Here is a 24,432-nt window from a genome sequence, read left to right as displayed (position 1 = left end):
GGCAACAGCCCGCGCTCGGCGGTTCCCCCGCGTAACCTCGGGTAACAGGACACTGTCGTCCAGGAAGGGGTGATGACGATGACGTCACGCACCGCCAAGTCCCCCGCCCGCCCGGAGCCGATCGCGGCCCTGCATCTCGGGTCCGGCGACCCGGTGCTGCTGTTGCACGGATTCATGTTGTCGCCACACTGCTGGGAGCAGGTCGCCCACCGCATGGCCGCCCACTGCGAGGTGTACGCGCCCGCGTTCGCCGGGCACTGGGGTGGACCGAAAGTCGAGGGCTGGACGCTCGACGTGTACGCCCTGGCCGACCAGATCGAGGACCAGCTCGACGAACTGGGGTGGCGCACCTGCCATATCGCGGGGAATTCGCTCGGCGGCTGGGTGGGTCTCGAGCTCGCGCGACGCGGCCGGGCCCGCACCCTCACCACCATCGCGGCGGCGGGTGGGTGGGCCTCGCCCTCGATCACCCAGATCAGGATCGGCGTCAAGTTCGCGTCGCTGCTGCCGTTCATCGCGGTCGGCAGGCGTCTCGGTGACGTCGCGCTCAACAACCGGCTGGTGCAGCACGCCACGGCGCTGCTGCTGACCAAACGCACCGGAGCCGTGCCACGCCACGAACTGGTCACCACGCTCATCGCCGCACTGCACTGCGACGTGATCGTGCCGTTGATCCTCGGCAGCCTGCGCGCGCCCGGCATGGACGACCTCGCCGAACTGGAAACACCCATCCGCATGCTGCTCGCCGAGTACGACCGGATCATCCCCAACAGCGTCTACGCCACCCACTACCTGCGCGAACTGCCCGCGTCGGCGGATCGCATCCTGGTACACGGGGTGGGGCACGTACCGATGCTGGAGGCCCCCGACCGGATCGCGACGCTCATCGCCGAGCACATCTACGCCAGCCGGGGGCATCTGCGCGCGGTGTGATCAGCGCGCGAGCAGGCCCTTGGCGATGTGGGTCACCTGGATCTCGTTGCTGCCCGCGTAGATCATCAGCGACTTGGCGTCGCGGGCGAGCTGTTCGACGCGGTATTCGCTCATGTACCCGTTGCCGCCGAACAGCTGCACGGCCTCCATCGCCACCTCGGTCGCGGCCTCGGAGCAGTACAGCTTCATCGCCGAGGCCTCGGCCAGGCTCGGCGGCTTACCGGCCCTGCTGCGCTCGAGGACGTTGAACACCATGTTGCGCACATTGATCCGCGCGACTTCCATCTTGGCCAGCTTGAGCTGGATCAGCTGGAAGCGCCCGATCTCCTGACCCCACAGGGTGCGGTTGCGCGCGTAGTCCACACACAGCCGGTGGCATTCCTCGATCACGCCGAGCGCCATGAAACCCACGCCGATCCGCTCGGCGGTGAAACTCGCTCGGGCGCTTTCTCTTCCGTCGCCACCGCGGTGGTCCTCGGTCTCGCCGAGCAGCCGGTCCTTACCGAGCCGGACGTTGTCGAAGAACAGCTCGCCGGTGGGTGAGGAGTGCAGGCCCATCTTCTTGAACGGTTTGCCCTGGGTGAGGCCCTCCATGCCCTTGTCGAGCACGAAGGTGAGCACCTTGCGATCACGCTTGTCGGCACCGTCGCCCTCGTCGAGCTTGGCGTAGACGATGATCACGTCGGCACACGGGCCGTTGGTGATGAAGGTCTTCTGGCCGTTGAGGATGTAGTCCTCACCGTCGCGTTCGACACGCGTCTTCATGCCGCCGAACGCGTCCGACCCGGAGTCGGGTTCGGTGATCGCCCAGGAGGCCACCTTGCGCAGAGTCACGATGTCGGCGAGCCAGCGCTGCTTCTGCGCGAGCGTGCCACGCGACATGATGGTGGTGGCACCCAGTCCGATGCTCACCCCGAGCGCGGACACCAAACCCATACACACGCCGGACAATTCGCTGATGAGCACGGCCATCATCGACTGCTGATCACCGAACGGGCCGCGCTTGCTCCCGCCACCCTCCCCGCCCTCCTCCTTGGCGAGCATCTTGGTGACCATGTCCTCGGCCATCGTGTCGATGCCGAACTGGCTGAACAGCTTTCGCAGAATCGGGTACGGCAGCATCTCGCCGCTGTCGAGGGCGTCGAGGTGTGGGCGGACCTCCTTGTCGATGAAGGTCCGCACGGCATCGCGGATCATCAGATCGGTTTCGGACCACTCGAACACTGTTCGCTCCTGACGTTCGTCCTCTGCGAAACATACATCCGTGCTTGTTTCGGCGTGGACGGTTTCGGTGACCCCGGTCACCCTCACGGTACGTAACAGCGGCGTAACGAATCGGAAAATACCCGTCTACATCCGTGCACGACCGTCGGTGAGTCGCCGAATTCGAGCGGCAGCGGATGAAGGAGAGAGGTAAATGGCCGGAGTAGATACCGCCGCCAAAGAAACACTCGAGGACTACACGCTGCGCTTCGCCCCCCGGAGCTACCGAAAATGGAGTCCGGCGGTCGTCGGCATCTCCGCGCTCGGCGGCATCGCGTATCTGGCCGATTTCGCGATCGGTGCCAATATCGGCATCGCGCACGGCACCGGAAACGCCCTGATCGGCATCGGTATCTTCGCCGTCGTCGTGATGCTCACCGGTTTTCCGCTCGCCTATTACGCGGCGCGCTACAACATCGATCTCGACCTGATCACGCGCGGTAGCGGATTCGGTTACTACGGGTCGGTGATCACCAATATCGTGTTCGCCTCGTTCACCTTCATCTTCTTCGCGCTCGAAGGTTCGATCATGGCGCAGGGCCTGGAATTAGGGCTCGGAATTCCGTTGTGGCTGGGGTATCTCGCCTCGACGGTGATCATCTTCCCGCTGGTCATCTACGGCATGAACACCCTGGCCAAATTGCAGGTGTGGACCACGCCGCTGTGGCTGTTGCTGATGGTCGCGCCGTTCGGGTTCCTGCTGGTTCGCCACCCCGAATCGGTCGGTTCGTTCTTCGCCTACGGCGGTAAGGACGGCCAGGGTGTGAGCGTGTCCGGCGCGCTGCTGGCCGCCGGTGTGTGCCTGTCGCTGATCGCCCAGATCGCCGAGCAGATCGACTACCTGCGCTTCATGCCGCCGCGCACCCCGGAGAACCGGGCCAAATGGTGGGGCTGGATGCTGCTGGCCGGGCCCGGCTGGGTGCTGTTCGGTGCGGCCAAGCAGGTGGTCGGCCTGTTCCTCGCGGTGTATCTGATCGCGAATCTGCCCGCGGCGCAGTCGATCGCGAACCAGCCGGTGCACCAGTTCCTGGAGATCTACCGCGACATGGTTCCCGGCTGGCTCGCCATGACGCTCGCGGTGGTGCTCGTGGTCATCAGCCAGGTGAAGATCAATGTCACCAACGCCTACTCCGGTTCGTTGGCCTGGACCAACTCCTACACCCGCGTCACCAAGACCTACCCCGGTCGCCTGGTGTTCCTCGTGGTGAACCTGGTCGTCGCGCTGATCCTGATGGAAGCCAACATGTTCGACTTCCTCAACAGCATCCTCGGCTTCTACGCCAATTGCGGCATCGCCTGGATCGTCACCGTCGCCACCGATATCGCGGTCAACAAGTACCTGCTGAAGATCTCGCCGAAGGTGCCGGAGTTCCGGCGCGGCATGCTCTACGACTTCAACCCCGTGGGCCTGGTCGGTTTCGGGTTGTCGGCGCTGCTGTCGATCATGACCTTCTTCGGCCTGTTCGGTGAGCTGCTGAAGCCGTACTCCCCGCTGGTCGCGGTCCTCGTGTCGTTCATCGCCACCCCGCTCACCGCGCTGGCGACCAAGGGCAAGTACTACCTGCGCCGCTCCGACGACGGCATCGAGACTCCGATGTTCGACGAACACGGCAACCCCTCGGGCGAACTACTCCCCTGCCACGTCACCGGCCTGGAGTTCGAGCGCCCCGACATGATCGCCTCGGCCGTCCCCGGGCCCGAGGGAGAAATCCAGTACATCTCCTCGCTGGCCCTGTCGACGGACAAGCACGGCGTGCACCTGCTGCCTCGCCAGCACTGATCCGTCGTCGAAGGCCGTGCGGGCTTCTGCCCGCACGGCCTTCGTGGTATTCACAGCATTTTGCGCACGACACGCGATGGCAGGACGCGTAGGGCGTAGCCCAGGGGCACCCACGGCCAACTGGGGACATACGCCTTGGCGCGGCGCTTCTCGATCGCCGCGACCATGGCGCGTACGCCGGTTTCGGTGTCGACCATGAACTTCGGCTCGTGTTTGATGCGGTCGTTCATCTCCGAGCGGATATAGCCGGGGTAGATCACCGAGACATCCACGCCGGGAACAGCTTCGGCGCGTAGTCCCTCGGCGAGTGCGGCGACTCCGGCCTTGGTCGCGGCATAGGTGGTGAGGGTTTTCGGCATTCCACGCAGGCCGGAGATCGAGGAGATCATCACCAGGTGGCCCCGGCCCTGAGCGCGGAAGATCTTCATGGCCGCCTCGGTTTGGGCCAGCGCCGCAAGGAAATTCACCACGGCGGTTTCACGGTTGGCCGCATGCTTACCGGTACCCAGCGGTGCGCCCTTGCCGAGTCCCGCGTTGACGATCACCCGGTCGAGGGTGCCGAACTCGTCGGCGAACTCGTCGAAGACGGTGAACACAGCAGTGTCGTCGGTGACATCGAGCTGTTTCACCGAGACCACCCGGTCGGGATTTTCGGCGAGGATCTCGGTGCGCAGCTCGTCGAGGCGCTCGGTGCGCCGTGCGCACAGGCCGAGGTCGTAGCCGAGGGCCGCGAACTGGCGGGCCATCTCCGCGCCGAGCCCCGAGCTGGCACCGGTGATGAGGACGGTGCTCATGACGGCTGCCCTGTCGACGGGCACGTTTCGTAGTGCGATTCCATCCACCCACGCTAGCCAGTGGGGGCGGCGACGCCGACCGGATCTGTCGATCCGGTCGGCGGGAGGTGGTCAGCCCTTGTTGTACTTGCTGAAGTCGCCGCGCCAGATCAGCTCTTCGGAGGTGATGACCGCGGGGTTCAGCTTGTCGACCGGCACCGCGTAGGCGATCTTGATGGTCTGCTTGGAGCCGGGCGGCAGCTTGCCCTCCATGCCGTACTGGTACTTCTTGTCCAGCGACAGCACGTATTCGGCGGCGGTGCCGTCGGCGCCGTACACCAGGGTGGGGCGCGACCAGTTGTCGAGCGTGGTCTTTCCCGTGTTGTTGAGCTGGAAGGTGAACACCGACACGGTGCCCTCGCGCTCCACCTCGTCGGCCTCGACCTTCAGGATCGACAGCTCGACACCGGATTCGAGCTTGCCCGTGTCGCCCGGGTTCAGCACGCCATCGGCGTTCGGCGTGGCAGGCGCCTGGGCGCTCGTCGTGGTGGACGACGGCGTGGCGGGCTTGCCGCTCGGCAGTTCCTCCTGGCATCCGGCCAGCAGCATTCCCGTGGCCACGACGGTGGCGCACAGCGCAATTCGGTTTCGCACGGACAACCCCTCCTGTTGAAAGACGCGCGGGGTCTCCATGAGATCTTCCCCCCGAGCACAGCGAGTGGATCATATACAGCGCGAACCGTCCGCTCACCTGCCCGGCACCCAACGACCCTGCCCCACCTGCGATTTCCGTGCCGGAGTTGCCGTCGCCGACCTGCGATCGTGAGTCGTCATAGCAGACTGCTCGTTCCGGTTCTGTCGAAAATTTCTTGGCTGCAATGGTTTACGTCTCGATCTATTGAGACTGATCGGTCAAATATGCGAGACTGCGAACCGCTATCCACCATCGAGAACCGAACAGGATCCACCATGTCGTTCACCAAGCTGGTCACCGCGGGCATCACCGCACTGGCATTCGGCGCAGTCCTCACCGCAGGCCCCGCCACCGCGGCTCCCCTCGCCCCCGTGGTCGCCCCCGGCGAGCCCGCCCCGGGCGGAGCATCCTCCGGCAGCGCCATCCTCGATGACTTCGCCGAACTCTTCCGCCAGCTCCAGTGCGGCTCCGCCGCCGTCTGCCCCGCCTGATTCCCACCCGCCCGGGCGGCCTCGACTCCGCCCGGGCAGATCCGAGTTCAGCCGAAGAATTCGTCTGCGCTGGTTGCTGTGACGGCCTGCAACAGCCAGGCTTCCAGCTGATCGAGATCGGTGCATGCGGCAAGCTGCTCGCTCTGCTGCGCCGACAACTCCAGCCGCCGCGCGGTAAGCACCGTCAGCACGTTCTGCGCAGCTTGGATAATCCGCCCTTGCGCACGTCTCTCAGCCCGGTACTCATCGGCTTCTTCGAACGGGCACTCCTCAGCTGAAAAGTTCATCGGTGCGCGTCGCGGTGGCAGCCTCGGTCAACCAAGCGTCGAGCTGTTCCAAATCCGTGCACGCGGCGAGCTGGGCGCGTTGCGCCGCTGAAAGCTCGAGTCCTCGGGCAGTCAGCACGGTGAGCACAGCGTGCGCACGTTCGCTTGCCACGTACTTGGTGGCGATGCGGCCGCGGTACTCGGGAGTGCTTTTCATGAGGTCCTCCAGGCGTCGGCTTGCCGCGAGGGTCAACGCGTCGTCGACCAGATCAAGATACATTTTCGCATGTTCGTCGTCGGTTTTCATCAGGCCGGCGAGGAAGGCGGCGAGGACCTCCTCCATATGCGGCCCCGCACCGTGGGCGATAGCCGACAATGTCGCGCGCTCTGGACGGCGTCGGGCTTCGTCGGGGTCGGTCACTACCGGGAAGCGGTCGGGACCTAGCACCAGCGGCTGGACGACGGATCCGACATTGTCGAGCTCGATCGGCTGTTCTGCCCACTTCGCCACCTTCCTGTTCGGCGTCACCACCAACAGCACCACGGGGCAGCACAATCTGGACCGCAATGTGGTCAGGTAGACCGGCCACTTCCAGCGCCGAACATCGTCAGCCGCCAACTGGACCTCGACACAGACCCCGAGCACCGGCAGATCGCGATCGTCGTGTGTGCTGAGTGCGAGATCGCCGCGGAACTCCTTCGGCCCGATATCGGTGAAGTCGCACGACTCGGCCCGCATTCGGGACAGGCCGGGTAGCGGGATGCCGAACTCCTCTGCCAGCAGCGTCGGCGCCAGCAGAGCATCGGTGCGGAACAGATCAAGCAAACCCTCGTGGAGGTAGCTCGGCATGCGGAGCACCTTATGCCGCAAGGTATTCCGCGTGGAATCGGTTACGGCGTGTTGGGGGTGGAGCGGCGGGCCAGGAGGACGGTGACGGTGAAGAGGGCGACGCCTGCGACGGCCAGGAGGGCGCCGACCAGGGCCGGGGCGGTGTAGCCGAAGCCCGCGGCGATGACGAGGCCGCCGAGCCAGGCGCCTGCGGCGTTGGCGATGTTGAGGGCGGCGTGGTTGAGGGCGGCGGCGAGGGTTTGGGCGTCGGCGGCGACGTCCATGAGGCGGGTTTGCAGGCCGGGGGCCAGGGCCGCGCCGGAGGCGCCGACGAGGAAGGCGCCGATGGCGGCGGTGATCGGGTTGTGGGCGGCGAGGACGAAGCCGGCCAGGATCACCACCATCGCGATCATCGCGGCGAAGATCGACCGGTCGACGCCGCGGTCGGCGAGGATGCCGCCGATGATGTTGCCCGCGATCATGCCGAGGCCGAACAGGGCGAGCACGATCGGCACGGCACCGATCGGCATGCCCGCGACGTCGGTCATGGTGGTGGCGATATAGGTGTACACGGCGAACATGCCGCCGAAGCCGATGGCGCCGACCGCGAGGGTGAGCAGCACCTGGGGGCGGCGCAGGGCGCCGAGTTCGGTCATCGGGTTGGTGATCTTCATGTCGCTCAGGGCGGGCAGGTAGCGCCACAGCGCGGCCACGGTCGCCACGCCGATGAAGGTGACGACGACGTAGGCGTCGCGCCAGCCGAAGTGCTGTCCGAGCCAGGTCGCGCCGGGGACACCGACCACATTCGCCACGCTGAGCCCGAGCATCACCGCCGCCACCGCCTTGGCCCGCTGCCCGACGGGCGCGAGTGTCGCGGCGGCGAGGGAGGCCACACCGAAGTAGGCGCCGTGCGGCAGACCGGACACGAACCGCGCCGCCACCAGCGTCCCGAAGGTCGGCGCGAGCACCGTCGCCGCGTTGCCGAGGGTGAACGCGGCCATCAGCACGATGAGCAGTTTCTTGCGCGGTACCCGCGCGCACAGCGCCGCGATCAACGGCGCGCCCACCACGACGCCGAGCGCGTACGCCGACACCGCGTGCCCGGCCGACGGCTCGGAGATGCCGAAGGCCGCGGCGATATCGGGCAGCAGGCCCATGGTCACGAACTCGGTGGTGCCGATACCGAACCCTCCCAGCGCCAACGCGAGCATCGCCGGGACATGCCAGCTGGTGCGTGGCGCGTCGAGGCGTTCGGAGGTCGCGAGGGAAGAAGTCACGCTTCTATGCAACGGGCCCGAACATCCCACCGCATCCCGAGACAGCCGTGAGTTATCCCACCCGCGACGGCTTCGGTCGACGACAACACGGATCGGGCCTGCGAAAGCGTTCATTAAGGTTCCCGCAGCCCACCCTCGCTACATTTTGGTCAACAGGTTCGAAACAGCCACAGCAGCAAGGTAATTCGAATCCACCTACGCACGCTGGAGGGGAATTGTGATGAAGGATCAACTGACTGCCGAGGTCAGCCGCGCGGAACGCAAAGGGCCCGGACGATCGGCCAGGCGACTCGTCGGCTCGCTCAGCACCGGGGCAGTCATGGCCGCCGTGGCGATGCTCGCCGTCGCACCCGCGAGTTCGGCCGCGGCAGGCATCACGATGCCGAACGGCCTGAACGAGCGCGTCTGCCTGGACGCGCTGACCCTCGACGGGCACACGGTGGCCCAAGACGCCCGGGCACAGGTGTGGGTATGCAACGGCGGCGCGCAGCAGCAATGGTGACGGCCTGCTGAAACAGAAACGCTCGCATCAGGCGTTCGATGCGAGCGTTTCACAGCTGTGCGGGGTCGCTGCGCGAACCCGCACGAGTTCACTTCAGTGTGCGAGCCAGGTTGGCGTCCAGCGCGCCGAGGAATTCCTCGGTGCTCAGGTAGCCCTGATCGCCGCCGACGAGCAGTGCCAGGTCCTTGGTCATCTGCCCGCCCTCGACGGTCTTGATGACCACGTCCTCGAGCGCCTGCGCGAAGCCGATCACCTCGGGGGTGTTGTCCAGCTTGCCGCGGTGCTCGAGACCACGGGTCCAGGCGAAGATCGACGCGATCGGGTTGGTCGAGGTCGGCTTGCCCTGCTGGTACTGGCGGTAGTGCCGGGTGACGGTGCCGTGCGCGGCCTCGGCCTCGCAGGTCTTGCCGTCCGGGGTGAGCAGCACCGAGGTCATCAGGCCCAGCGAACCGAAGCCCTGGGCGACGGTGTCGGACTGCACGTCGCCGTCGTAGTTCTTACAGGCCCACACGTAACCGCCCTCCCACTTCATGGAGGAGGCGACCATGTCGTCGATGAGGCGGTGCTCGTAGGTGAGGCCCGCGGCGTCGAACTCGGCCTTGAACTCGGCGTCGAAGACTTCCTGGAAGGTGTCCTTGAACATGCCGTCGTAGGCCTTGAGGATGGTGTTCTTCGTGGAGAGGTACACCGGGTAGTTCTGCTGCAGGCCGTAGTTGAACGAGGCCCGCGCGAAGTCCTCGATGGACTTCTTGAAGTTGTACATACCCATGACGACGCCGCCGTCCTCGGGCATCTTCACGACCTCGTGCACGATCGGCTCGCTGCCGTCCTCCGGGGTGAAGGTCAGCGTGACGGTGCCCGCCTCGTAGACCTTGAAGTCGGTGGCGCGGTACTGGTCGCCGAACGCGTGGCGGCCGATGATGATCGGCTTGGTCCAGCCGGGCACCAGGCGCGGCACGTTGGAGATGATGATCGGCGCGCGGAAGATGGTGCCACCCAGAATGTTTCGGATGGTGCCGTTGGGCGAGCGCCACATCTTCTTGAGACCGAATTCCTTCACCCGCGCTTCGTCGGGGGTGATGGTGGCACACTTCACGCCGACGCCGTGCTTCTTGATGGCGTTCGCCGCGTCGATGGTGACCTGGTCGTCTGTCTTGTCGCGGTACTCGATACCGAGGTCGTAGTACTCGAGATTCACGTCGAGATAGGGATGGATCAGCTTGTCCTTGATGAACTGCCAGATGATCCGGGTCATCTCGTCGCCGTCGAGTTCTACGACGGTGCCTTCAACCTTGATCTTGGACATGGATCTTCGTGTCCTCCTCGGTGGGTGCCCTCATTGCACGGCCGGGCGAACACGCTTGTGAGCGGACCCCAGCAGTTCCAACAGACAACGTATATGCCCCGCGTTGTCTGCGGGACGTGTAGGTGCAAACATGACGAGCGTACTGCTGCCCGGGACCTCACCGCGACGGGAGGTCCCGCTGTGCGGCACACCTCGAAACTACTCCGCGCACCCGTACCCCATCCGCGTTCGATCGGTTACCGGGCGGTAACCCCGGTGAGGGCCTCGCGGACCTGCCCGTCCCTGGTCAGACGACAATCGGCGCGGCCGTCGCGCGCTCGTCGCCTTCGATCAGGTTTTCCGGCTTGTCCTTGATCATCAGGGCGATCACCACGGCCGCGGCGAGGAAGAAGCCCGCCCCGACGTAGAAGGCGACGTCGTAGCTGTAGATCGAGGCGCGTTCGACGAGATGGTCGACGGTGGGGTGCTCGGCGATGTAATGCTCGGCGGCCTGCACCGACAGCGTGGTGAGCAGTGCGGTCCCCACCGCGCCGCCGACCTGCTGGGCGGCATTGAGCAGGGCACTGGCCACACCGGAATCCTCGGCGCGCACCTGGTGCAGCGCGACGGCCTGCATACCGACGAACAGCGGGCCCATGCCGAAGGCCATCACCACCTGGGCGGGCAGCACGCTCAGGGCGTAACCGTCGCCGTAGCTCAGCTGCGCCAGCCAGACCAGACCGATCACACCGAGCAGGGCGCCGACCACCATCACCGGGCGCGGGCCGAACTTGGGCAGCAGCGAACTGGTGATGCCCGCCGCGATGCCGATGCCGATGGGGAACGGCAGGAAGGCGATGCCTGCCTCGAGCGGCGAATATCCCAGGGTGTTCTGGTAGTAGAAGCTGAGGAACAGGAACATGGCGAACATCGCGATGGGGATCAGCAGCGCGGTGAGCAAAGCACCACCGCGGTTGATCTCCCCGGGAATGCGCAGGGGAAGAAGCGGATTCGTCGATCGCGCCTCGATGACGACGAAGATAAGGAGCAACGCGGAACCGGCACCGAGCAGTCCGAGCGTGCTCGGCGCCAGCCAGCCGTGCTCGGCGGCCCGGCTGAATCCGTAGACGATCGCGACCAGGCCGAGAGTCACGGTGACGGCACCGGGCAGGTCGTAGCCGCCGGTGCGCGGTGCGGGGATGTCGCGGGCGATCACGGCGAGCGCACCGGCCACCGCGACCAGGGCGATCGGGGTGTTGATCAGCAACGTCCACCGCCAGGACGCGAACTCGGTGAGCGCGCCGCCGACGATCAGCCCGAACGCCACCCCACCGGCGGTGATCCCGGCGAACACCGCGAACGCGCGCGCCCGTTCGCGCACGTCGGTGAAGATCACCGACAGCAGCGACAGCGCCGCGGGCGCGAGCAGGGCGGCGAACGCGCCCTGGAGCCCACGGCCGAGGAACAACTGCACGGTGTTCTGCGCCAGGCCCGCCAGCGCCGAGGCGACGGCGAAGCCGACGAGGCCGACCAGGAAGATGCGGCGGCGGCCGAGGTAGTCGGCCATCCGCCCGCCGAGCAGCAGCAACCCGCCGAAAATGAGCGTGTAGGCGGTGATGGCCCACTGTTTGTCGCCGTCGGTGATGGCGAGGTCGCGCTGGGCGTACGGCAGCGCGATGGTGATGACGGTGGCGTCGAGCACCACCATCAGCTGCGCGGCGGAGAGCACGACGAGCGCCCACCATCGCATCGAATTCGCCGGGGCTGCAGCATCTTCGGGTTTCAGTTCGGTGCCGGTCACCTGGGCTCCTCATCGCTCGGCATGCGTCGGCCAATCCTGGCACCGTGCGACAATTGGCGTCAAGAGAAATTTGTCTGAACGCGCCACTTGGCGGGGTGCGACAGGTGATCGCGCGGAGACGCTAAGCTGGCGAAATGCTCGACTCGACCACTCCGACCGCCTCCGACCGGCCGGCACCGCCGAGCCTGCGCGAGCGTAAGAAGGCGCAGACCAGGGCCGCGATCGTCGCGATCGGGCTCGACCTGTGCGATACACAGGGCTTCGACGCGACAACCGTCGAGCAGATCGCCGCCGGAGCCGACGTATCCCCCCGCACCGTCAACCGGTACTTCGCGCTCAAAGAGGACATCGTGCTCGCCCCGATCGACGACTTCGGCCACGCCGTCGCCGTCGCGCTGCGCGGCCAGCCCGATACCGGCAACGAACTGCGAGCCCTGTGCGGCGCCTACCTCCAGGTGGTCGAGTCCGAGGCCGATGCCGACGGCCTGCGGTTCCTGCACCAGTTCCTGCAGACGCAGCGGATCATGCGGGCCAGCCAGGCGGTCAACGCGCGGGCCCTGGAATACGCGGAGAAGAAGAACGTCGCGGTGTGCGAGGAACTGGCCCGCCGGATGGGAACCACACCCGACGACTTTCTGGTGAAGCTGGTCGCGGGCACGTGGCAGACGCTGTGTCACCTCGCGGTCGCCGACACCGAGCACGTACTGCCCACCTCACCGGAGGCGGCGGTGCGGGTCACCCGCGAAGCGATCCTGCGCGCCTATCACGGATTGCGGCAGGTCTGCGGCGCACCGGCCGACGACACACCAGGGTTCGCCGCACCGGCGGCACGGTGATGTGAGGCAGGAAACGCGGGGGAAGTTTCCCCACCGGCGTGATGTCCGGTTAACATGTCGTCCAAGGTCATGAGTACCAGCGCGAAGCCCCGGCTCGCTGGTCGGCAACCCTCCAGCTGCGGTGGGGTGCTCCGGGTGATGACCGGGCTCCCGAAGGTCGGGAGCAAGCGCGCATTTCAGGAGGCCCCCATGTGTTGTTGTCCGTCGATCCGCCCCAGCTGAACCCTGACGCACAACCCTGGAGCATTGACCATGACCGACGCCGCCCTGCCCGAGAACTGGTCGTTCGAGACCAAGCAGATCCACGCGGGCCAGGCCCCCGACGCGACCACCAACGCGCGGGCACTGCCGATCTACCAGACCACCTCTTACACCTTCCGCGACACCGAACACGCCGCCGCGCTGTTCGGGCTCGCCGAACCGGGCAACATCTACACCCGGATCATGAACCCCACCCAGGACGCGGTGGAGCAGCGAGTCGCCGCCCTCGAAGGCGGCGTCGCGGCGCTGCTGGTGGCCTCGGGCCAGGCGGCCGAGACCTACGCCATCCTGAATCTGGCAGGCGCCGGTGACCACATCGTGTCCAGCCCGCACCTCTACGGCGGCACCTACAACCTCTTCCACTACTCGCTGCCCAAGCTCGGCATCGAGGTGTCGTTCGTCGAGGATCCCGACGACCTCGCGCAGTGGCAGGCCGCCATCCGCCCCAACACCAAGGCGTTCTACGGCGAGACCATCGCCAACCCGAGCAGCGCGGTGTTCGACATCCCGGGTATCGCCGGTGTCGCTCATGAGAACGGGCTGCCGCTGATCGTCGACAACACCGTCGCCACGCCGTACCTGATCCAGCCGCTCGCCCACGGCGCCGACATCGTGGTGCACTCGGCCACGAAGTACCTCGGTGGCCACGGCGCGGCGGTGGCGGGCGTGATCGTCGACGGCGGCACCTTCGACTGGACCGTGCGTGACGCCGAGGGCAACGCCCGGTTCCCCGGCTTCACCGAGCCCGATCCGAGCTACCACGGCGCGGTCTTCGCCGATCTCGGCGCACCGGCGTTCGCGCTCAAGGCCCGCGTGCAGTTGCTGCGCGACCTCGGCGCGGCGGTGTCACCGTTCAACGCCTTCCTCATCGCCCAGGGCATCGAGACGCTGAGCCTGCGGGTGGAACGGCACGTGAGCAACGCGGTGGAGGTGGCGAAGTTCGTCGCCGCGCAGCCCGGTGTCGACGCGGTGCACTACGCGGGACTCGAGTCCTCGCCCTGGCACGAGCGGGCCAAGCAGCTGGCGCCCAAGGGTGCGGGCGCGATCGTGTCGTTCGAGCTGGCAGGCGGTGTCGACGCGGGCAAGAAGTTCGTGGACGCGCTCAGCCTGCACAGCCATGTGGCTAACATCGGTGATGTGCGTTCTCTCGTGATCCACCCGGCGTCGACCACGCACTCGCAGTTGACACCGGAGGAGCAGCTGGCCGCAGGCGTCACTCCCGGCCTGGTCCGGCTCGCGGTGGGTATCGAGGGAATCGACGACATCCTGGCCGATCTGCGGGCCGGTTTCGCGGCGGCGACGACGTGACTGTGAGCACCGAATCGCCGATCACCCGTCCCGGCACCGGGGTGGCCCTGCTGCCACCACCGGACGGGCGACTCGGCGTGGTCGCCATCGGGGACGTGACGCTGGAGAACGGCGCCGTCGTCCCCGATGTGCGGCTGGCGGTGCAACGGTGGGGTGAGCTCTCCCCCACGCTCGACAACGTGGTGCTCGTCGAACACGCGCTCACCGGCGACTCCCATGTCGTCGGTGGGCCCGACGGGGCGCCCGGCTGGTGGGAGGGCATGGTCGGGCCCGGCGCGCCGATCGACACCGACGAATGGTGTGTGATCGCCACCAATGTGCTCGGCGGCTGTAAGGGCAGCACGGGCCCGTCGTCCCTCGCACCCGACGGAAAGCCTTGGGGCGCACGGTTTCCCTGGGTGACCATTCGCGATCAGGTGACCGCCGAGGCACAGTTGCTCGACCTGCTCGGCATCGAGCGGCTCGGTGCCGTCGTCGGCGGGTCGATGGGTGGCATGCGCGTGCTCGAGTGGATCATCGGGCATCCACAGCGGGTGTCGGCGGCACTGGTGCTCGCCGTCGGTGCACGCGCCACCGCCGATCAGATCGGCACCCAGACCACCCAGATGGCCATCATCACCGCCGACCCGGACTGGCAGGACGGCAACTATCACGGCACCGGGCGCGCGCCGATGACGGGCATGGGCCTGGCCCGGCGCATCGCCCACCTCACCTACCGCACCGAGGGCGAACTCGAGCACCGCTTCGCCAATCACGCGCAGGGTGACGAGGACCCGTGGGCGGGCGGCCGGTACGCGGTGCAGAGCTATCTCGAGCACCAGGCCGACAAGCTCGGCCAGCGCTTCGACCCGGCCACCTATGTGCTGCTCAGCGAGGCCATGAACCGGCACGACGTGGGTCGCGGCCGCGGTGGTGTGGCCGCCGCGCTCGCGTCCACCCCCGTTCCGTGTGTGGTCGGCGGTGTCGACTCGGATCGCCTGTACCCGTTGCACACTCAGGCCGAGCTGGCCGAAGGTCTGCCCGGCTGTGCGGGTTTGGAGATCGTGCACTCCCGTGACGGGCACGACGGCTTCCTCACCGAGGCGGCGGCGGTATCCAAACTGCTCACCGAGACGATGCGATTGGCCCGCGAAAACCGCTGAGCGCGTTCAGGACGCGGTGAGCAACGCGACGATCGACCGCACGTAGGCCTGGAGGCGTTCGCGCGGGTATTCCTGCGGCGAGCTCACCGCCAGCCTGCCGAGCATCTCGGCGACGGTGAGCGTGGAGTTCGCCAGCAGTTCGGCATCCATGCCCGACCAGCGTGGCGACAGCGAGATCCCCACGCGGACAAGCGATTGCGCCCGGTCGAGGATGTCGGCCCGGGAATCGCGCAGCGCGGCACGGTATTCGGCGGGCGCGCTGGCCGGGGTGGCGAGGATCAGTCGCCAGCGGGTCGGATTCGCCAGTGCCACATCGACGAACGCCTCGACCGTCGCCGAGGCGGCCGCCACCGGATCGACTCCGAGCAGGTCTTGCGGCAGGGTGTCGGCGATCTGCTCGAGCCCGCGTTCACGTTCCCGCTCGAGCAGGGCCTCGACGAGTTCGGCACGTGTCTTGAACACCGTGTACAGCACCGGTTTTCCGACACCGGCCTCCTGCGCGACGGCTTCCATGCTCAGTTCGTGCAGTTCCATCCGGCCGAGCACGGTGAACGCCGCGTCGAGCAGTTGCGCGCGGCGTTGTTCCGGCGGCAGGCGCGGGGCATAGCGGCGGCGCGGTCGTTGATCGCGCGTGGCGGTCATCGGTTCTCACCTGCCTCTCCGTCCGGACGACGATACCTCGCCTGCCGGGCACAGAAATCCTACGCAACCGTTGCATTCGATACGAGCAATTGCTACGGTTGCGTTGTATTCATTGCGAGGTTCGCCTCAGCTGTGCAAAGGAGCACGTGCCATGGCCTTCGATCCGACCACCCTGCGCCGCGACGACTACGGATTCTTCGGGCCGGGCTCCCCCAGCTGGAAGGTCTGGGCGGCACCGACCGCGCTGATCGGTTTCCAGCGCGCGGTCACCCTCGAACACTTCGACCCGTTCCTGACCGCCGCCGTGGCCGACTCGCACGGCATCTACGACAATCCGGCCACCCGCCTCGACCACACCCTCGCCTACTTCCTGCTGGTCGCGGTGGGTGACGGACGCACCGCCGTCCAGGCCGCCGAGCATCTGATGCGGGTGCACGCGCCGATGACGGGTATCGAACCCGTGAGCGGCAAGCGCTACAGCGCCAACAGCCCCGACTCCCAGCTGTGGATCCACATCACCGGCTGGCATTCCGTTCTCAAGGCCTACGAGATGTACGGCCCGGGACCACTGAGCCCCGACGAGGAGGACCGCTACTGGGCCGAGTGCGCGGTCGCCGCCGAGCTGCAGACCTGCAAGCCGGCCGATGTGCCGCGCAATCGCGCCGAGGTTCGCGCCTATTTCGACCGGGTGCGACCGCGGCTGTGTGTCACCGAGCGGGCCGTCGAGGGCATGCACTACCTGCTGTGGACGCCGCCGAGCAAAGGCCGGCACTTCGCGATCGGCAGCAGACTGCTCTCGCTGGCGAGCATCCCGAGCCTGCCGCGGTGGATGCGGACCCTCGGCCGGTTCGCCGTTCCGCCGGTGGTCGACCCGCTGGTGCGGATTCCGGCGAAGGCGATCGCCTGGACCGCCGCGCGGCGCGACAACTGGGCGATGATCAAGGCCGCGCCGTATATCGCGCCGATGTCGGGACAGATCCTGGCCGCGCATGCCTCGTCCGCACCGCCGGAAACGCCGGCGACGATCACGCCGCAGCGAGCCAGGAAGCTCTACGGCAGCAAGGGCGACGCGAGCCTGTGGGCGGAGTCTCGAGTGAGCGAAACCGCCTGATCAGCAAGCTGATTGGATGACTACGCCGTGCGGCGCCTGGCGTCCTCGATGCGATTGATGTTCGTCTCGATCCATTCGCGCAGGGCCGTGATGGGTTCGCGCAGGCTGCGGCCGAGATCGGTGAGGGTGTACTCGACGCGCGGCGGAACCGTCGGATACACGGTGCGTTCGACGAACCCGTCCGTCTCCAGCTGGCGCAGGGTCTGGGTGAGCATCTTCTGGGAGATGCCGTCGATGCGGCGGCGCAGATCGGTGTAGCGCAGGGTGCCCTCGGCGAGCGCGTCGACGAGCAGCACGGTCCATTTCCCCGCGATGGTGTCGAGTACCTCGCGCGTCGGGCATTTCGCCGAGTACACGTCGGCCGGTAGTCCGCTGAGTTCGTGAATGGTGGCCACCTGATCGAGCTTAACGCACTTTCAGGTGCCTACTTCCCTATCGGATGTAACTCTCCGATAGTTAGAAACATGATCACGCAGACACTTTCGGTCACCGACGCCATCCGCACTCGCCGCACGGTTCGCCATTACCGGCCCGACCCGATCCCGCCCACCGTCCTCGACGAGCTGCTCGACCTGGTCGTGGAGGCGCCGAGCGCATGGAACATGCAGGACCGGTCGATCGTCCTGGTACGCAGCGAGCAGGGTCGACGAGCCCTGTCGGAGGCCGCATTCGGGCAGCCGCAGCCGTTGGAGGCGCCCGCGGTGCTGGTATTCGTCGCCGACCCGCACGCTTGGCGTGGCGCCCAGGACGATATCGCGGAGCGAGCCGTCGCCAATGGGGCGTGGAACGAGGAGTTCCGGGCGATGTTCGACGGGCGCGCGGAATACCACTCGCTGAGCGAGCGGGGGTTGCTGCGCGAGAACGCGGTGAAGAACGCGATGATCGCGGCCACCTACGTCATGCTCGCCGCGACCGGGCTCGGCTTGGCGTCGGCACCGATGAACGGGTGGGACGAGGCGGCGGTGAAACGCGCTATCGACATCGACCCGGAGTCGGACCTGGCGATCGCCGTGCTGGTGACCGTCGGATACGGCGCCGGGACCCCGCCGCATCCCGGGCGCAGGACCCGTCCGCAGACGGTGTTCGCGGAGCGCTACCCGACGCTCAGCTGACGCCGAGGGTGTTGATGGTGGCCGCGAGGAAGACGATGGCGCTGCCGAGAGCGGTGAGCCAGGCGACGTCGAAGGGCTTGCTGCGAACCGCGAGCAGGCCGACCTGCACGGTCGGCAGGCACAAGCGGAACGCGGCGGCCACCAGAGCCGCGCTGCCGAAGATGAGGGCGCCGCGGCGCCAGCGGTCCCAGGCGACGAAGGCGATCGCGATCACGATCAGCACGCTCACCACGGTCATCGGCAGGTGGCTGCGCAGGTACTGCTGCCACGCGCTCAGCCGCACGACGCGATGCTTGCCGGTGGTCTGCGCCTCGTTCACGATGCCGATTGTCGCAGTGCGGCGCGCTGTCCGCACACAGGGGCCCGCTACCCTGCTGCGGGTGTTCAATGTGATGTTCCATCAGCCGGTGATCCCGCCGAACACCGGTAACGCGATCCGGTTGGTCGCGGGCACCGGATGCACGCTGCACCTGATCGAGCCCCTCGGGTTCGATCTGTCGGAATCGAAACTGCGCCGCGCGGGGCTGGACTACCACGATCTGGCCTCGGTCACCGTGCACCCCGACCTCGAAACGGCCTGGGCAGCAATCGGTCCCCAGCGGGTCTTCGCGTTCACCACCCAGGCCACCACCCGCTACACCGACATCGCCTACCAGCCCGGCGACATCCTGCTGTTCGGCACGGAACCGACGGGCCTGCCGCCGGAGGTTCTCACCGATCCGCACATCACCGACCAGGTGCGCGTCCCGATGCTGCCCGGCCGCCGCTCGATGAACCTGTCGAACACCGCCGCCGTCGCGGTGTACGAGGCGTGGCGGCAGCACGGGTTTCCGGACGCGGTCTGATCAGTCGATCTCGAAGCGTTTGTAGCGGGAGGTGGCACCCGCGGTGAGGTGGACGGTGGACTTGGGGACGCCGAAATGGTCGGCGAGCAGTTCGATGGCGGCCTTGTTGGCCTTGCCCTCGGTCGCGGGGGCGCGGACGTAGAGGGTGAGGGTGCCGTCGGCGGCGGTTTCGACCAACGGGCCTTTACGGCTGTTCGGTTTGATCGTCGCCCGCACTGTGGGCACCGGGGGTCTCCTTCGCGGTGTGGGATCGCGGTTTCCGGCGGACAACGCGCAGGACTGCGTAGAGCACGCCGCCGAGCAGGGCGAACAGGCCCAGCCACGGCACCGCCTTGCCCGCGAAGACGACCGCGTCGTGCAGCCAGTCGACCAGCGAGTTCCAGCCGGAGACGATGCCGTCCCAGAACGAGTCGGGCTCGCCCGGCGCCTGCTTCTTCTCGGCGGTGAGGGTGATCGTGAGGGTCGACAGGGCCACCTGGTCGTCGAGGCTGCGTTTCTGGGCGGTGAGGCTGTCGAGTTCGCCCTGCCTGCTCGACAGCGCCTCCTCGGCGGCGATCAGGTCAGCGGTGTTGTTCGCGCCCGCGATCAGCGCTTTGAGCCGGTCGACGGAGGCGCGCAGGGCATTGATGCGGGCGTCGAGGTCCTGCCACTGCATGGTGACGTCGTCGCGGTTGGTGCTGATCTCGGTGACCGTGCCCGCGTCGCCGAGGTCGGTGATGAAGGCGTCGGTCTTGTCGGCGGGCACCCGCACGCTCAGCACGGCGCGCGCGACCCGCTTGTCGGTGCCGGGCTGTTCGGTGCGGCTGTCGACGCGTCCGTTCAGCGCCGTCACCCGATCGACGACGGTGCCCGCGGCGGCGATCGGGTCGTCGGCGGTGATGTCGACCGAGCCGGTGATCACCTCTTTGCGAGTCGACGAATCCGACGGCGCGGGACTTTCTTTCGACGGCGCGCCCTCCCTGAAACCGGGTGCTACCGCGGGAGCGGACGCGTCGAGAGCCCCGGGTTCGGGACTTCGAACGCCTGCTTCATCGTCTCCGCACCCGACCAGGAACACCAGTCCGAGCAACGCGATCATCACCACGGCAAGCTTGCGCATGGTCGCAGCGTAATGCGTTGTGGGCGCCGAACGGGGGCGAGTGCTCAGCGGAAGTCGCGGGACCGGGCGACGATGCGCAGGTCGAGGTGTTCCAGATGCTCGGCGACCAGGCTCGCCACCCCCTCGGCGTTCTGGATGCGGCCACGGATGAGCAGGGCGGTCGCGCTCTGGGCCAGGCGCCGGTAGCGGGTCCACAGCCCGACCGAGCAGACGACATTGATCATGCCGGTCTCGTCCTCGAGATTCAGGAAGGTGACACCGGCGGCGGTGGCCGGACGCTGCCGGTGGGTGACCGCACCCGCGACGAGGATGCGCGAACCGTCCTCGACGAGCAGCAGGTCGGCGGCGGGCACCACACCGAGCGAATTCAGATGGGCGCGAAGGAATTCGGTGGGATAGGTACCGGGCGAGATACCGGTCGCCCACACGTCGGCGGCGGCCAGCTCGAGCGCGCTCATCCCGGGCAGCGACGGAGCCTGCGTCACCGCCCCGGTCCCGGGCAGCAGATCGGGCCGCTCCCCCGCCGCCGCACCCGCCGCCCACAACGCGGCCCGCCGCACACTGCTGCCCCGCGTACCCCGCACCGACCCGCCGCCGTCCACCACGGCCCCACTCGCAGCCGACGACGGATGGGTGTCGACCAGCATGTCGAGGGCGCCTGCGGTGGCGAGGGATTCCGCTTGGGCGACAGTCAATCCCACTCGCGCGGTGAGGTCGAGCATCGAGGTGTAGGGGCCGTGCTCGGTGCGTTCGGTGACGAGGCGTTCGGCGAGGTCGTCGCCGATGTGGCGGACGGCGGCCAGACCGAGGCGCACCTCGGTGCCAGCGTTCTCCAGGGTGGGTTCGGCGCGGCTGGCGTTGATGTCGGGACCGTGCACGAGCACGCCGTGGCGGCGGGCATCGGCGACCAGCGACTGCGGTGAGTAGAACCCCATCGGCTGGGCGCGCAGCAGCCCGGCGCAGAACGCGGCCGGGTGGTGCAGCTTGAACCACGACGAATAGAACACCAGCGCGGCGAAGCTCTGCGAATGACTTTCGGGGAAACCGAAATTGGCGAAGGCGTAGAGCTTTTCGTAGATGCGGTCGGCGAGGTCGCCGGTGATGCCGTGCAGCTCGCGCATGCCCTGGTAGAGACGGCTCTTGAGCCGTTCCATCTTCTCCGGTGAGCGTTTGGACCCCATGGCGCGGCGCAGCTGGTCGGCTTCGGCGGCGCTGAAACCGGCGACATCGATGGCCATCTGCATCAGCTGCTCCTGGAACAGGGGGATGCCGAGGGTGCGCGACAGCGAGTTCTCCAGCGCCGGGTGGTCGCAGACCGGTGGCTCCTTGCCGTTGCGTCTGCGGATGTAGGGATGCACCGAGCCACCTTGAATAGGCCCCGGCCGGATCAGCGCCACTTCGACCACCAGGTCGTAGAACTTTCGCGGCTTGAGCCGTGGCAGGGTCGCCATCTGCGCACGCGATTCCACCTGGAACACCCCGATCGAATCGGCGCGCTGCAGCATCTCGTATACGGCCGGTTCGGTGAGGTCGAGGGCGTGCAGTTCCACCTGCTCGCCCTTGTGCTCACGCACCAGGTCGATCATGTAGTGCAGGGCCGAGAGCATGCCGAGGCCGAGCAGGTCGAACTTCACCAGGCCGACCGCCGCACAGTCGTCCTTGTCCCACTGCAGCACGCTGCGGCCCGCCATGCGCGCCCATTCCACCGGACACACATCGGCGATGGGGCGATCGCAGATCACCATGCCGCCGGAGTGGATGCCCAGATGCCGTGGCAGACCGTCGAGTTCGCCTGCGAGCTCGAGCACGGCATCGGGGATATCGGTACCGGTCTCCTGGCTCACCCCGGACCAGCGGCTCACCTGCTTGCTCCACGCATCCTGCTGACCGGGCGAAAAGCCGAGCGCCCGGGCGGCATCGCGCACGGCCGACTTGCCGCGATAAGTGATCACGTTCGCCACCTGAGCCGCGTAGTCACGGCCGTATTTGGCGTAGACGTGCTGAATGGCCTCTTCCCGCCGGTCGGATTCGATGTCGACGTCGATATCGGGCGGGCCGTCGCGTTCGGGTGAGAGGAACCGCTCGAACAGCAGATTGTTGGCGACCGGATCGACATTGGTGATGCCGATGGCGAAGCAGACCGCGGAATTGGCCGCGGACCCACGGCCCTGGCACAGGATGTCGTTGTGCTTGCAGAACTCGACGATGTCGTGCACGACGAGGAAGTAGCCGGGGAACTCCAGTTGCCGGATCACCGCGAGTTCGTGCTCGATCTGCTCGTACGCCTCGGGGTTGCGTTCAGGAGATCCGTATCGTTCGGCGGCGCCGCGGTAGGTGAGCTCACGCAACCAGGAGTTCTCGTCGTGGCCCGGTGGCACCTCGAACGGTGGCAGTTTCGGCGCGATCAAGCCGAGATCGAAGGCGCATTCGCGGGCCAGCGCCGCCGCGTTGGTCACCGCGTGCGGGTACGCCGTGAACAGCCGCGCCATCTCCGCGCCCGAGCGCAGGTGGGCACCGCCGGTGGGTGCCAGCCAGCCGGCCATCTCGTCGAGGCTGCTGCGGGCGCGGATCGCGGCAAGAGCCATGGCACGCCGACGCTGGGCGGGCGCGGCGAAATGCGCACCGGTGGTGGCCAACACGGACAGCCCGAGCCGGTCGGCGAGGGCTACCAGGTAGCCGTTGCGTTCGTCGTCGGTGGCGATGCCGTGGTGGGTGAGTTCCACGCTCACGCGGTCGGCACCGAACCGTTCGACCAGATCACGCAGCGCCACTTCGGCTTTGGGCAGGTCGGTGTCGCCCGCGAGCAGGTCTTGTTCGAGGGCGGTGCGCAGGTGACCTTTGCGACAACCGGTGAGGATGTGCCAGTGGCCGCCCGCCGCGGCGGTGAGCGTGTCCAGGTCGTATCGCAGGACACCCTTCTCCCCCGCCGCCATATGCGCCGCGGCCATCTCGCGGGATAGGCGACGGTAACCCTCCTGACCCCGGGCCAGCACCAGCAGGTGCGGGCCCGCCGGGTCGGGAAAACCGGTGCGTGGCATCGAATTCGGGGCAGCCACGTGCCCGGGGCGGCGATTCCGGCGGCCTGACGACGCGTCGCGCGAATCGCCGATCTCGCGTAAACCGCCGCGCGGAACAGTACGGCGCCGGACCGCATCCCCTCGGCCCGGCGCCGCCTCCGCATCGGTTCCCAGTGACAGTTCGGCACCGAAAACCGTTGGCATTCCCCATTCCCTGGCCGCCTCGGCGAACCGGACGGTCCCGTAGAAACCGTTGTGGTCGGTGAGCGCGAGCGCCTCGAGGCCGAGCCGCACCGCCTCCTCCACCAGCTCCTCGGGCGGGCTCGCGCCGTCGAGGAAGCTGTAGGCCGAGTGGGCGTGCAGCTCGGCGTAGGGCACCGCCGGGCCCGCCGGGAGTTCCAGTTCGGGAGCACGGTATTCGCCGCGTTTGCGCGACCAGGCCGGGCTGTCGCCCCCATCGCCCGGGTGCATCTCCTCGGCCGGGCGGGCACTCGGTTTGCCCGAGAGCACCCGTTCCAGCTCCGACCAGGTCGGCGGCCCGTTGCTCCAACCCACGCACCCGCTCCTCTCCCTACCCCCTCACCTCGATTGCCCTGCCCGACACCTCAATTCGCAGGCAACCGCTCCATCGACTGCGACTCCAGCGCCGCCTCCACATGGGCCAGACCCGCCCGGATCACCGCGCCGTAGGCATCGTTGGCGAGCACGTCCAGGTGGCCACGGGCGATGGTCAGCTGCATACGCGCCATGTCGAAATCGCCTACCCGGCGGTGACTGTCGGCCAGATTCAGGTACAGCGAGGGCAGGAATCCGCGCAGCCCCTCGTCCAGCGGGATGCCCGGCCCGAACACCGCGGCCAGGGCCCGCTGGTCCCACAGCAAGGCGCCCTCGGGTAGTTCCTGCACATCGGCAAGGTGATGTGCCACCACGCAGCGATGCAACGGGTCGCCGCCCTCCCCTAGTTCGTCCCAGAGCCGGGTCAGCGCCGCGCGCGCCGCCGCCGGGTCGAATCCGCCGAGCCGCACCGCGGCATAGATGTCCGCCATCCGATCGTCCGCCATGCCCCCAGTATCGCACATACGTTCGAATATCCACCAGAGGCGTTCGAACATATTTTCGAGTTTTTCACAGGCCCTGGTCGCGTAACTTACTTTGAAGTAAGTTA

25 protein-coding genes and 1 riboswitch are annotated in these 24,432 nt (G+C 67.3%); of the genes, 10 read left to right on the top strand and 15 right to left on the bottom strand.

All coding sequences use genetic code 11. The features are described 5' to 3' along the window. The first annotated feature begins 72 nt into the window (after nt 1-72). Nucleotides 73-933, top strand: a complete 861-nt coding sequence (locus tag ACWEVR_RS01790) for an alpha/beta fold hydrolase (RefSeq protein WP_243749858.1) — start codon at nt 73-75, stop codon at nt 931-933. Here ACWEVR_RS01790 and ACWEVR_RS01785 read toward each other — a convergent pair whose 3' ends face one another. Next, complete coding sequence (locus tag ACWEVR_RS01785) at nt 934-2,157, bottom strand: acyl-CoA dehydrogenase family protein (RefSeq protein WP_452465414.1); 1,224 nt, start codon at nt 2,155-2,157, stop codon at nt 934-936. It lies immediately after the preceding gene. Nucleotides 2,158-2,350: 193 nt separating this feature from the next. Here ACWEVR_RS01785 and ACWEVR_RS01780 point away from each other — a divergent pair, with 193 nt between their 5' ends. Beyond that, entirely contained in the window at nt 2,351-3,976 is a 1,626-nt protein-coding gene (locus ACWEVR_RS01780) for a purine-cytosine permease family protein (protein ID WP_067641332.1), read from the top strand. 50 nt (nt 3,977-4,026) lie between these two features. On the opposite strand, the gene ACWEVR_RS01775 is transcribed toward ACWEVR_RS01780, so the two are convergent. Both ACWEVR_RS01775 and ACWEVR_RS01770 read right to left on the bottom strand, forming a co-directional pair. Then, nucleotides 4,027-4,770 carry an SDR family oxidoreductase gene (locus ACWEVR_RS01775; RefSeq protein ID WP_452465413.1) on the bottom strand — a complete coding sequence of 248 codons (744 nt, stop codon included), beginning with the start codon at nt 4,768-4,770 and terminating at the stop codon, nt 4,027-4,029. 111 nt (nt 4,771-4,881) lie between these two features. Further along, on the bottom strand, nt 4,882-5,403 hold the full coding sequence (locus ACWEVR_RS01770; RefSeq protein WP_133733978.1) for a hypothetical protein: 522 nt from the start codon (nt 5,401-5,403) through the stop codon (nt 4,882-4,884). A 315-nt stretch (nt 5,404-5,718) separates the two neighbouring features. Here ACWEVR_RS01770 and ACWEVR_RS01765 point away from each other — a divergent pair, with 315 nt between their 5' ends. Then, nucleotides 5,719-5,934: a hypothetical protein gene (locus ACWEVR_RS01765; RefSeq protein WP_452465412.1), complete on the top strand. Its 216-nt coding sequence runs from the start codon at nt 5,719-5,721 to the stop codon at nt 5,932-5,934. Nucleotides 5,935-5,981: 47 nt separating this feature from the next. On the opposite strand, the gene ACWEVR_RS01760 is transcribed toward ACWEVR_RS01765, so the two are convergent. The 3 genes from ACWEVR_RS01760 to ACWEVR_RS01750 are packed head-to-tail and all read right to left on the bottom strand — an operon-like array spanning nt 5,982 to nt 8,306. Further along, entirely contained in the window at nt 5,982-6,221 is a 240-nt protein-coding gene (locus tag ACWEVR_RS01760) for a hypothetical protein (protein WP_452465410.1), read from the bottom strand. Beyond that, the gene (locus tag ACWEVR_RS01755; protein ID WP_452465409.1) at nt 6,205-7,050 is read right to left on the bottom strand and encodes a hypothetical protein; all 846 of its coding nucleotides are present in this window, start codon (nt 7,048-7,050) and stop codon (nt 6,205-6,207) included. Before ACWEVR_RS01755 ends, ACWEVR_RS01760 begins: the two co-directional genes overlap by 17 nt. Nucleotides 7,051-7,091: 41 nt before the next feature. Next, nucleotides 7,092-8,306: an MFS transporter gene (locus tag ACWEVR_RS01750; RefSeq protein WP_452465408.1), complete on the bottom strand. Its 1,215-nt coding sequence runs from the start codon at nt 8,304-8,306 to the stop codon at nt 7,092-7,094. A gap of 220 nt (nt 8,307-8,526) precedes the next feature. Between ACWEVR_RS01750 and ACWEVR_RS01745 the strand changes: the two genes are divergently transcribed. Next, the gene (locus tag ACWEVR_RS01745; protein ID WP_452465407.1) at nt 8,527-8,808 is read left to right on the top strand and encodes an RICIN domain-containing protein; all 282 of its coding nucleotides are present in this window, start codon (nt 8,527-8,529) and stop codon (nt 8,806-8,808) included. 88 nt (nt 8,809-8,896) lie between these two features. On the opposite strand, the gene ACWEVR_RS01740 is transcribed toward ACWEVR_RS01745, so the two are convergent. Continuing rightward, on the bottom strand, nt 8,897-10,114 hold the full coding sequence (locus tag ACWEVR_RS01740) for an NADP-dependent isocitrate dehydrogenase (RefSeq protein WP_452465406.1): 1,218 nt from the start codon (nt 10,112-10,114) through the stop codon (nt 8,897-8,899). A gap of 286 nt (nt 10,115-10,400) precedes the next feature. Beyond that, on the bottom strand, nt 10,401-11,894 hold the full coding sequence (locus tag ACWEVR_RS01735) for an MFS transporter (protein ID WP_452465405.1): 1,494 nt from the start codon (nt 11,892-11,894) through the stop codon (nt 10,401-10,403). Nucleotides 11,895-12,028: 134 nt separating this feature from the next. Here ACWEVR_RS01735 and ACWEVR_RS01730 point away from each other — a divergent pair, with 134 nt between their 5' ends. The 3 genes from ACWEVR_RS01730 (at nt 12,029) to metX (ending at nt 15,441) form a co-directional block, all read left to right on the top strand. After that, nucleotides 12,029-12,730 carry a TetR family transcriptional regulator gene (locus ACWEVR_RS01730; protein ID WP_067490846.1) on the top strand — a complete coding sequence of 234 codons (702 nt, stop codon included), beginning with the start codon at nt 12,029-12,031 and terminating at the stop codon, nt 12,728-12,730. A gap of 65 nt (nt 12,731-12,795) precedes the next feature. Further along, nucleotides 12,796-12,906, top strand: a riboswitch (SAM riboswitch). 76 nt (nt 12,907-12,982) lie between these two features. Then, nucleotides 12,983-14,299, top strand: coding sequence for a bifunctional o-acetylhomoserine/o-acetylserine sulfhydrylase (locus tag ACWEVR_RS01725; RefSeq protein ID WP_067641316.1), 1,317 nt, complete (start codon nt 12,983-12,985; stop codon nt 14,297-14,299). Further along, complete coding sequence (gene metX, locus ACWEVR_RS01720; protein ID WP_067641315.1) at nt 14,296-15,441, top strand: homoserine O-acetyltransferase MetX; 1,146 nt, start codon at nt 14,296-14,298, stop codon at nt 15,439-15,441. The genes ACWEVR_RS01725 and metX overlap by 4 nt, the downstream gene beginning before the upstream one ends. 6 nt (nt 15,442-15,447) lie before the next feature. On the opposite strand, the gene ACWEVR_RS01715 is transcribed toward metX, so the two are convergent. Continuing rightward, entirely contained in the window at nt 15,448-16,083 is a 636-nt protein-coding gene (locus ACWEVR_RS01715) for a TetR/AcrR family transcriptional regulator (RefSeq protein ID WP_067641313.1), read from the bottom strand. Between the two features lie 151 nt (nt 16,084-16,234). On the opposite strand from ACWEVR_RS01715, the gene ACWEVR_RS01710 reads away from it, so the two are divergent. Then, nucleotides 16,235-17,194, top strand: coding sequence for an oxygenase MpaB family protein (locus ACWEVR_RS01710; protein ID WP_452465404.1), 960 nt, complete (start codon nt 16,235-16,237; stop codon nt 17,192-17,194). Between the two features lie 20 nt (nt 17,195-17,214). On the opposite strand, the gene ACWEVR_RS01705 is transcribed toward ACWEVR_RS01710, so the two are convergent. Further along, nucleotides 17,215-17,589, bottom strand: a complete 375-nt coding sequence (locus ACWEVR_RS01705; RefSeq protein ID WP_452465403.1) for a winged helix-turn-helix transcriptional regulator — start codon at nt 17,587-17,589, stop codon at nt 17,215-17,217. 69 nt (nt 17,590-17,658) lie between these two features. Between ACWEVR_RS01705 and ACWEVR_RS01700 the strand changes: the two genes are divergently transcribed. Further along, nucleotides 17,659-18,306 (top strand): nitroreductase family protein, encoded by a 648-nt coding sequence (locus tag ACWEVR_RS01700; RefSeq protein ID WP_452465402.1) that lies wholly within the window; start codon nt 17,659-17,661, stop codon nt 18,304-18,306. Here the strand turns inward: ACWEVR_RS01700 and ACWEVR_RS01695 are convergent. After that, nucleotides 18,299-18,625: a DUF3017 domain-containing protein gene (locus tag ACWEVR_RS01695; protein ID WP_243749857.1), complete on the bottom strand. Its 327-nt coding sequence runs from the start codon at nt 18,623-18,625 to the stop codon at nt 18,299-18,301. The two genes, ACWEVR_RS01700 and ACWEVR_RS01695, sit on opposite strands and share 8 nt — an antisense overlap. A gap of 61 nt (nt 18,626-18,686) precedes the next feature. Here ACWEVR_RS01695 and ACWEVR_RS01690 point away from each other — a divergent pair, with 61 nt between their 5' ends. Continuing rightward, nucleotides 18,687-19,151, top strand: coding sequence for a tRNA (cytidine(34)-2'-O)-methyltransferase (locus ACWEVR_RS01690; RefSeq protein ID WP_067491179.1), 465 nt, complete (start codon nt 18,687-18,689; stop codon nt 19,149-19,151). Here the strand turns inward: ACWEVR_RS01690 and ACWEVR_RS01685 are convergent, their stop codons facing one another. The 4 genes from ACWEVR_RS01685 to ACWEVR_RS01670 are packed head-to-tail and all read right to left on the bottom strand — an operon-like array spanning nt 19,152 to nt 24,328. Further along, nucleotides 19,152-19,376, bottom strand: coding sequence for a DUF167 domain-containing protein (locus tag ACWEVR_RS01685; protein WP_452465401.1), 225 nt, complete (start codon nt 19,374-19,376; stop codon nt 19,152-19,154). Beyond that, a complete protein-coding gene (locus tag ACWEVR_RS01680; protein WP_452465400.1) occupies nt 19,336-20,250 on the bottom strand; it encodes a DUF4349 domain-containing protein in 915 nt (304 codons plus the stop codon). Before ACWEVR_RS01680 ends, ACWEVR_RS01685 begins: the two co-directional genes overlap by 41 nt. A 44-nt stretch (nt 20,251-20,294) precedes the next feature. Beyond that, nucleotides 20,295-23,822: an error-prone DNA polymerase gene (locus ACWEVR_RS01675; protein WP_452465399.1), complete on the bottom strand. Its 3,528-nt coding sequence runs from the start codon at nt 23,820-23,822 to the stop codon at nt 20,295-20,297. Nucleotides 23,823-23,872: 50 nt separating this feature from the next. Then, nucleotides 23,873-24,328, bottom strand: coding sequence for a hypothetical protein (locus tag ACWEVR_RS01670; protein ID WP_084457285.1), 456 nt, complete (start codon nt 24,326-24,328; stop codon nt 23,873-23,875). Between the last annotated feature and the right edge of the window lie 104 nt (nt 24,329-24,432).

The sequence above is a fragment of the Nocardia sp. NPDC003979 genome, assembly GCF_053605015.1.
Note: the sequence above shows the minus strand (reverse complement) of the source record. Positions and strands in the feature narration are given on the sequence as shown.